Below are 235 nucleotides of genomic sequence, written 5' to 3'. Positions count from 1 at the left end.
AGGTCCGACAGGGATCACTGGTCCGTCAGGAGGACCTCCTGGTCCGACGGGGCCAACTGGTGCGACAGGTCCGGGCGGTGGACCGAGTGGAAGTACAGGAGCAACAGGAGCGACGGGAAATACTGGTCCGACTGGAAGCACGGGAGCACAGGGCTTGCAAGGAATACAAGGGATTCAAGGGCCAATTGGGCCAACCGGTCCAGAAGGTCCGCAGGGTATTCAAGGGATTCCTGGT

The 235-nt window shown here is 60.9% G+C and carries 1 pseudogene; it reads left to right on the top strand.

Annotated features, from left to right (window positions below):
* Window positions 1-235: pseudogene (locus MR083_RS27355) on the top strand (hypothetical protein); the annotation flags it as partial.

The sequence above is a fragment of the Bacillus cereus group sp. BfR-BA-01408 genome (assembly GCF_022663305.1).
Classification (GTDB): Bacteria; Bacillota; Bacilli; order Bacillales; family Bacillaceae_G; genus Bacillus_A; species Bacillus_A pacificus.
Note: the sequence above shows the minus strand (reverse complement) of the source record. Positions and strands in the feature narration are given on the sequence as shown.